6 protein-coding genes and 1 pseudogene are annotated in these 8,273 nt (G+C 63.4%); 4 read left to right on the top strand and 3 right to left on the bottom strand.

Going from position 1 to position 8,273, the window contains the following annotated elements:
* Positions 1-540 precede the first annotated feature (540 nt).
* A pseudogene (locus BLW05_RS20165) lies at positions 541-1,152 on the bottom strand (DUF938 domain-containing protein); the annotation flags it as partial.
* 2,402 nt (positions 1,153-3,554) lie between these two features.
* Positions 3,555-4,019, bottom strand: a complete 465-nt coding sequence (locus BLW05_RS20150) for a hypothetical protein (protein ID WP_256330404.1) — start codon at positions 4,017-4,019, stop codon at positions 3,555-3,557.
* A 232-nt stretch (positions 4,020-4,251) separates the two neighbouring features.
* Here BLW05_RS20150 and BLW05_RS20145 point away from each other — a divergent pair, with 232 nt between their 5' ends.
* From BLW05_RS20145 to BLW05_RS20135, 4 genes are read left to right on the top strand one after another with little or no spacing between them, the layout of a single operon-like run.
* The gene (locus tag BLW05_RS20145) at positions 4,252-4,905 is read left to right on the top strand and encodes an ArsR/SmtB family transcription factor (protein WP_093165320.1); all 654 of its coding nucleotides are present in this window, start codon (positions 4,252-4,254) and stop codon (positions 4,903-4,905) included.
* Between the two features lie 17 nt (positions 4,906-4,922).
* Positions 4,923-5,051, top strand: a complete 129-nt coding sequence (locus BLW05_RS35460) for a hypothetical protein (RefSeq protein WP_256330403.1) — start codon at positions 4,923-4,925, stop codon at positions 5,049-5,051.
* Between the two features lie 7 nt (positions 5,052-5,058).
* A complete protein-coding gene (locus BLW05_RS20140; RefSeq protein WP_093165319.1) occupies positions 5,059-6,336 on the top strand; it encodes an MFS transporter in 1,278 nt (425 codons plus the stop codon).
* A gap of 34 nt (positions 6,337-6,370) precedes the next feature.
* A complete protein-coding gene (locus tag BLW05_RS20135; RefSeq protein ID WP_093165318.1) occupies positions 6,371-6,832 on the top strand; it encodes a methyltransferase family protein in 462 nt (153 codons plus the stop codon).
* Between the two features lie 165 nt (positions 6,833-6,997).
* On the opposite strand, the gene BLW05_RS20130 is transcribed toward BLW05_RS20135, so the two are convergent.
* Positions 6,998-8,212 carry an MFS transporter gene (locus tag BLW05_RS20130; protein ID WP_093165346.1) on the bottom strand — a complete coding sequence of 405 codons (1,215 nt, stop codon included), beginning with the start codon at positions 8,210-8,212 and terminating at the stop codon, positions 6,998-7,000.
* Positions 8,213-8,273: the final 61 nt, after the last annotated feature.

The raw sequence follows: 8,273 nt of genomic DNA, 5'->3' as shown, positions 1-8,273 counted from the left end.
CGTTTAAAAGTCCGAAGACTTGAGTTCCGAAGAACTTGGCTGTTCGCCTCAAACGCCCACGCTTATCGGCTGTATGTTTTTAAGGATCCTGACGCCCGACATCTTCTGTCTTGCGTCTTGCTTGCTGCGATCAGCGAAGCCGTCGATTATGGCACATTTTTAGGAGGATATGCAACTCAGCAACGGCGCAATGGAAAAAAAGCCGCTCTCCCATGTCGCAGGGGGTGGCGAAGCGCTTTGCTCGCTGGTCATTGGTAAGGTTGCGGGACGGCGGCGTTGGTATGGCGCGAGACGGAGGTGGGAGCGAAGCGGCAGCCGATCGAATGTGGTCGAAGCACTTGCTCAGTTCGAGATGCGGCGGACGATGAGCAAGACCGGCAGCGGCCGGCCAGCGGAGCGTCCCCCACAGGCGGGTGACCGCCAGGTTGCGGAAGTTCAGGCGAGAAGCGCTTTGGGGATCATCGACAGCGGCCTGTATATCGCGTGACGCGAGCACGGCCTGCACCACGACCGCGAAACGACGTTCGACATGCCGCGCCAGCGGCGATAGACCAGCATCAAATTGTTCGCCGGCATCTCGACCAGCCGCGTGCGCGCGAATCCGCGCGCGTCGGCGGCGGTGTCGAGGTCCTCTACCCGCCGCAGCCCCCAGCGCGGATTGCGCGCTTTGAGCGAAGCGTCGAAACCCTCGTTCGAAGGTGCGGTCTTCACGCCCTCGCAGCGCCACGGGCCATAGAGGGTCAGCGGCGCTCCCTTGACCAGCAGCCGCTCCGCGCCTGCGACCAGCCCGAGAGTCGCTTCCCACCGGCTGATATGCGCCATGTTGATGCACAGCACCGCATCGGCGGCATCGACCGGCCAATCCGCCGACGCGGCGTCCAGCGCGAGCGGCGGCAAGACGTTTTCGAGCCCCGCGCACCAGCTTGCGATCGAGCCGAGCGCGCCTGGGTCCGGATCGGTCGGCTGTCAGACATGGCCGGGGAAAAACTGCGCGAAGAAAGCGCAATGCTCGCCCGATTCGCTCGCCACTTCGAGCACTTTGCCGGTGACTGGCAATTCCTCTTGCAGCACCTCGGCGATCGGCCCGCGGTTGCGCAAAGTGGCCGGCGCATGCTTGCGATCCGCACTATCGGCCGTTTCCACCAGGTCCACCCCCAGCACCACCGGCTCCGCCGCCAGGTCCACCTCCGGCAGCTCCGCCGCCAGGTCCGGCACCGGCTCCGCCTCCACCGGCGCCACCGGCTCCACCTGCACCGGCTCCACCTGCACCGGCTCCGCCTGCACCGGCTCCGCCTGCACCGGCTCCTCCTCCACCAGCCCCTCCTCCACCGGCTCCACCTGCACCGGCCCCACCTGCACCGGCCCCACCTCCACCGGCCCCACCTCCACCGGCTCCTCCTCCACCAGCCCCTCCTCCACCGGCTCCACCTCCACCAGCTCCTCCTCCACCTGCTCCACCACCTCCGCCAGATCCGCCGCCACCCGGATCAGATGGGCTGTTCGCCACAACGAGACCCGCCGACGTGGTTGTACCTTTGGACGCGGCTGTTCCACCGGCCGATTGAACGGACGGTGCGACGGTGCCAGGAGAACCCGGCATCGGCATGCCCAGCACAGGGGGGCTCACACAGATGGCTTCACCGAAGGGGTTGTATGGATCGCAGCGTGCCCCGTTGCTGGCAGCCGGTGCCGCTCCCTGTTCCATCGGTGCAGTCTGCTTCGCTGCCGTCGCGATGGTGTCGACGGCGGACTGGTCCGGCTGTATGACCGGCTGGATCTTTGCGACGCGTCGCACGGCCGGCGCCTGACGACCCCGGCCAGTTGTGCCCGCGGCATCGGAGGCCGATTTCCCATCGTGGGGCATAGCGCTCGCACGACGCTCCAGCACGGACGGCGGCGCTTGCGCAGTGGGAGCCCCGGGGACTTGCGCGCCGAAACCCTGTGACTCCGCCGTTGTTTCGGTGTCGGGAGGCATAGGCGTGTCGGAAGGTTGTTCCTCGAGTGCCGCAGCCTGCGGCGAAGCCAGGGCGGACGTATCGGCCTGAGTTGCAAGCGCGGCCTCTTGTGGCGATGGTGTTGGCTCGACGTTCTGATCGATGGTCGGTGCGCCTGCCACCGGCGCTGACGTCACCAGCGAGTTCTCCGCGGATGCCGAAAGCGGCGCATGCAGAGTCTGAATCCGCGATACCTCGCGAGGCGTAGCCAAGCTACGGCTGGCCTTGTGGTTCCAGTACCAGCCCACGAACGTCGCGTTCAGCAGGACAACGCCGATCAGGAGCAGTACAACGCTCACATCGAGCCCGGCAGGGAGAGCCAGTCGCGCAGTTAACTCCCTCCTTTTGGTTGTGTGCGGTGTGACGGAATACTCGGTCGTTGTCACCGCCCGCACTCGCACAGGTGGGATCACGTGAGCAGGCAGTTTGACTTCAGGTATCAGCGTTCTTGCGGCTGTTGATGCCTTCTCCTCGAGTAGGCATCCGTCCGAGGCCATGGCTGGGCTTCGAACGCCGCTGAACCGCGCTGCGCATCCCCGGCAGTACTTGGCCCCGTCCCGGTTTGCGGTGTGGCACGTCTCGCAGATCTTCGTCATGGCGATGAGCGTGGCAGCGAACGGATGGCGCGTCAGGAATGAGGCAGCGTTCCGACCGGGCCGCTATCCACTCCGTTGACCGGCATCCCGGATGCATCCGCGAATGCCTGTCTGAGTCGGAGTGAACAAGACGACGTCTGACCGGTGGGATGCGCTACATCGAAACCACTCGGCGCGGCGCCGATCGACATTTGGACTCCCGCGGTGGAGCTCTGCGAGATCCGCAGAGACGCGTACGTCGGTCACATTGATTCCCCTTGTTCATATGCTTTTGCGAGGCGTGCAGCTCGGTGAGGCGCTGTACGAACGGGGTGCGCAGGCCGCTCCTTCTTCTAGTTGTCTCTTACAAGGCAAGCCGCTGGACCGGCGGAGTGTCGCTGCGTGGAGAGGCGTAGTGCCGCTCAACCTGGCTGCGTGACCATATGTGAACAACGAAGAGAAAGAAATTGAGCGTTCGTCTTATTTACTAACCTGAGCACCAGTGATACTTTTGTCTTCTTTTGCTTGGGACAGGGTGCGAAGCCGCTGTTGACCCAGTACCGGCTCTCGAATCGGATCTGCCCCAAGCGCAGGCCGCGCAGTGTGTGGGAGAGATAGCGCGGCCGTAATCTCGGGCGTTCGGAGGAGGGTCATCATGAAAGTCCTTGCATTCCTCTGTTTGACGGCGCTCGCAGGATGCGCCCCCGCGAGCCCACAAAAGACCGCGCCTCAAGACGCCGCGATACAGAAGGCGCTCCAGATGGGGCAGCAGTCCTACCAGCAAAAGGCAAGCACCTATCAAGCCCGGCCTGCGCTCGCCTCCAGCGAGCGCGGCACTTACGGCCCCACGGCAAGTACTCAGAAGAAGCAGATGATGGTCTGTCGCTATGGTGGCACGTCCCAGTACCTGATCACTCCAGCGGATCAACCCTGCCCTAGCCGACCTTAGAAACGGACGCTTCGTCCTCAGCGAGGGCTTGGTGTTTTAGTGCGCTGCTTCCGCCAACGGCAGCAGCCGATCGATGCGCTCGCGCAGCGTCTCAGCGCGCTCTGCCCCAGCGGTGTGTTCGACTTCGACGAGCAAAAGTGCTGCGATGGCCAGCATCGACTCCCGGTCGCGTGCCTCGCGTAGGGCAGCACGAACCTCGTGCGCAAAATCCGGGTCGCGGCGAACAAACATGCGCTCGCACATGTCGAACAGGAACATGCGGGTGCTAGCGAGGGAACGTTGACCCTCGAAGCTATCTGCTGCGGTGTTGACGGGGATGAGCTCGGCGGAGGGAGCCATCTCCGGTGACGGAGCGGATACGGCGGCCATTTCTACCGCCGATGCGGCACTCAGGTCTTGCAGGTAGTCGCGCTCAACCAGCGTCAAGAGCACCTGCTGCGCCGCATCGCGGCTGGGGAACAGCGGACAGAAATCGGTCAGCGAACGCCGACCGTCTGCCATCAGGAGTAGGGCTCGCTCACGCTGGCTGAGTGTGCGTTGGCCGCCCTGGAGCTCGTCGCGAGCCTTGGCGCCAAACAGTTTTTTCTAGCTACGCCCTGCCTCGAGGCGGTACTCGATGGCCTCCGTTGCCGGCTGGCGCTTCCCTGAGGCAGGGTTCGTTTCTACCTCCACATATCGCAAGACGACACCTCGATAGCTCCGCCTTCATTCTAATACTCGCTAGAATGAACGTATGAGAGAATTGAAGACCCAGCTTTACGAACAGGTAGCGCGCATCGGCAAGGCCATCTCGAGCCCGAAGCGGCTGGAGCTCGTGGAATTGCTGTGCCAGGGGGAAAAGACCGTCGAAACCCTCGCTGTTCAGGCGGACATCAGCGTCAAGCTGGCAAGCGCGCATCTGAAGGAGCTCAGGCTTGCGCGCCTCGTTGACGCCCGCAAGGAAGGCAAGTACGTCTTCTATCGCCTGGCCGGCACGAGCGTGGCCGACCTTTGGGTCACATTGAGGTCCGAGGCCGAGGAGCGGCTTGTCGAGTTGCAGATGGCACTGGCGTCCATCACCGAGCACGCTGATGAACTGCATGGGGTCGACCGCGGCGACATCCTGCACCGCGCTGCCGCCGGCGAGGTTGTCGTGCTCGACGTCCGCCCGCAAGAGGAGTTCGCATTCGCACACCTGCCGCATGCACGCTCGCTGCCGGTGGATGAACTCAAGAAACGACTCATCGAGCTCCCGAAGAACGTGCCAGTGGTCGCGTATTGCCGCGGCCCGTTTTGCCTGATGGCCAAGGACGCGGTCGAACTGCTGCGAAAGAAGGGTTACCGGGCCTTCCACCTGACCGACGGGGTGGCCGAGTGGCGCGCTCGCGGCTTGCCGGTCGTCGAGTAACGCCCTGGAGCGCATGCATGCTCTTCCGACAACGTCCCGCCGCACGCCGCGTCGGTGCGCCGTACTACCCCCGCGAGAGCAACCTCGGACGCGTCCATTTCGACTTCTCGCCGTTGCAAGACGGACAACTGCCGGAGCACGCCTGAGGTCACCATGCGCTTCGGCATCCGCGTCAACTTAGGCCAGTTCTTGCTGCAACTGCTGCAGGTGCTGCTCGTGGGCATGACCATCGGGATGATGCGTACCGTCGTTCCTGCTCTGGCGGAGACCGAGTTTGGCGTGCCGCGCAATTCGTTCATGCTGCTGGTCGCGTTCGTCGTCGCCTTCGGATTTGTCAAAGGCGCCATGAACTTCGTCGCGGGTCGCATCGCCGAGGAGATGGGGCGCAGACGCGTATTGCTGCTCGGATGGCTCGCCGCAATGCCCATTCCGGCACTCATCTACTTCGCGACAAGCTGGTCGTGGGTGGTGTTCGCCACGGTCCTGTTGGGCATCAATCAGGGTCTGGCCTGGTCGATGACACAGACCGCGAAGCTTGACTTTACGCGGGCGGACCAGCGCGGGCTGGTCATCGGTCTGAATGAGTTCTCCGGTTACCTCGGAGTGGCCCTTGCTGGCGTCACGACTGGCTACCTGGCCTCCGTCCTGGGTCCACGCCAAGGGTTGTTCTGGTTCGGGGCCGTGGTCATCGGGCTGGCGACCGTCCTGGCTTGGCATTCCGTCGTAGAGACGCTTCCCTGGGCCCAGGATGAGGTCAAGCGCCATGCGCATCCTGAAGCGCACGAGCTGAGGCCTCGCTATCCAACGCGCGTGAGTCTTCGACCTTCGACCAGGGAGATGTTCGCCCTCATGAGCTGGCGTGACTCGCGCATGGTGGCCCTTTGCCAAGCAGGACTTGTCGAGAAGTTCGTCGATGCGCTTGTGTGGGCCATCTGGCCCGTCTACCTGCATCAGCGCGGGGTGAGCCTCCCTCACATCGGCTGGATTGTGGGCGTGTATGGCTTTACCTGGGGAGCCGCGCAGTTCTTCACGGGAAAGCTTTCTGACCGGTTGGGTCGCCACCTGCTCAACTCGTGGGGGATGTGGGTATGTGGCGCAGGCGTCGCGCTGATGCCGCTCGGCGACGGCCCCGTATGGTGGACCGTCTCGGCTGCCATATCCGGCCTGGGCATGGCGATGCTCTACCCGAACCTGAGCGCAGCTGTGGCCGACATCGCGCATCCGAGCTGGCGCGCATCGGCCATCGGTATTTACCGCTTTTGGCGAGACACTGGCTATGGCATCGGCGCATTGGGACTCGGCGTGGCGGCGACCCTGGGCGGCCGACTCGAGAACGCCTTCTGGTTCGTGGCCGGAGCCATGGCGCTTTCCGGTCTGGCGCTCTATCGTTGGGGCGAGGAAACGCATCCTCGACTCAACCCCGCGCAATGAAGTAGTCTGCAATGCTCGTGTCTTCGGTACGCCCATGAATGGTCTCGAACTGAAGGTGCCGCCACCGCTCGTTGCCCTGGTCTTGGCGCTGGCCATGTGGGCGGTCTCGTGGCTCACCTTTGCCCTTGAAGTCGATGTCTCCCTGCGTATCGCGATGGCGGCGGCCATCGGGCTCGTCGGGCTTGCGTTCAGCACTTCGGGCATTGCGGCCTTTCGCCAAGCCCGGACAACGCTGAACCCGATGAAGCCAGAAGCGGCCTCGACGTTGGTCACCAACGGCATCTACCGATTCACCCGCAATCCGATGTACGTCGGATTGCTCCTAGTTCTCGTTGGATGGGCTGCGTTCCTTTGCGCGCCGTGGGCTCTCGTCGGACCGGCGGTCTTCGTGCTCTACATGAACCGCTTCCAGATCGCACCTGAGGAGAGAGTCCTCCGGTCCGCATTCGGCGAGGGGTATGCGGCGTACCAGGCAAAAGTTCGACGCTGGCTGTAGGGACCGGCAGAGCGGTCAAGCGCTCAGGTCTGGTCTTTTCATCGAATGACCGCTTCGGAGAAATCCGTACAGCCAGCATGGCCCGACGGGCCCGGTCGCGCGACATGCAGAATGCGGCCAGGAACCGCCCTTCGACACCACCCTCCAATTCCCAAGGGCTCCGGGCTACCGTTCCCTTGTACAAGAGCGCTCAGAGCGCTGACCGGGCTGCCAGCCCAGGACAAAAAGAGCCACCAGGCAAAAGCCTGCGCCAGCATAGAAAGTCGATGCCGCTCCGAAAGCGTCCCAGAGGACGCCCGCAAACGTGCTTGCGACGAGCATGGCGAGGCCGCTGACCAGGTTGAACACGCCATACGCGGTGCCGCGCAAATCCTCAGGCGCCGTGTCGGCAACCATGATGGCGAGCAGGCCTTGCGTCATGCCCATGTGGACGCCCCATAGAGCGACACCGCTGAACAATGCAATCCAGTTCATGCCGGAGGCGAGAACAAGGTCCGCAGCAAGAAGCACGACGAGCCCAAAGGCCAAAAGCCGGCGGTGGTTCATCGAGTCGGCCAGTTTCCCAAATGGGTAGGCGGACGCTGCGTAGACCATGCTCATGGCAACCATCACCAGGGGAACCAAGGCTGTAGGGATGCCGGTCTGCTGTGCCCGCAAGACGAGAAATGCCTCACTGAACCTTGCCAACGTGAAGATGGCGCCGACAGCGACCACCCACCAATACGCGCCGGGGAGCCTTTTGAGGCTCTCTCGGCGAATGGGATTGGGTCTCGTCTGGGACCGGTCGCGCTTCGGCTCGCGCAGTCCAAACAACAGAAGCGCCACAGCCAGGAGGGCGGGAAGGGTCGCCACCCAGAATACCGCCCTGAAGTCGTTCGTCCACAACAGCATCAGGCCGACAGCGACCAGCGGCCCGACAAATGCGCCGGCTGTGTCGAGCGATTGCCTCAGGCCGAATGCGGCGCCCCGCACGTGCTTGGGCGCCAGGTCAGCCACCAATGCGTCGCGCGGTGCCCCTCGAACCCCTTTCCCAACGCGGTCCAGCAGGCGACCGGTGACGACTTCGCCAAAGCTTGTCGCCATGGCAAAAAGCGGCTTGCTGAAAGCGCTGAGGGCGTACCCGGCAACAGCCAATCCCTTTCGTTTGCCGAGGTAGTCACTCAAGGAGCCAGAGAAGACCTTGACGATGAGCGCGGTCGATTCGGCCAGGCCCTCAACGAGCCCGACTGAAAGTACGCTGGTACCGAGCGATGTCACCATGAACATAGGAAGCAGGCTGTGAATCATCTCTGAGGAGATGTCCATCAACATGCTGACAAGACCCAGTACCCAGACCCCCGCCGGAATCTGTCGCAAAGTGGATGAAGCCGGCGGGGTCATGATGAATTGTCTCCGACCAGGCAGGACGTGGTCGACCAGGAATCTGCTTTGCATTGGGCCG

The organism is Variovorax sp. YR216 (assembly GCF_900107745.1).
GTDB lineage: Bacteria > Pseudomonadota > Gammaproteobacteria > Burkholderiales > Burkholderiaceae_C > Variovorax.
Note: the sequence above shows the minus strand (reverse complement) of the source record. Positions and strands in the feature narration are given on the sequence as shown.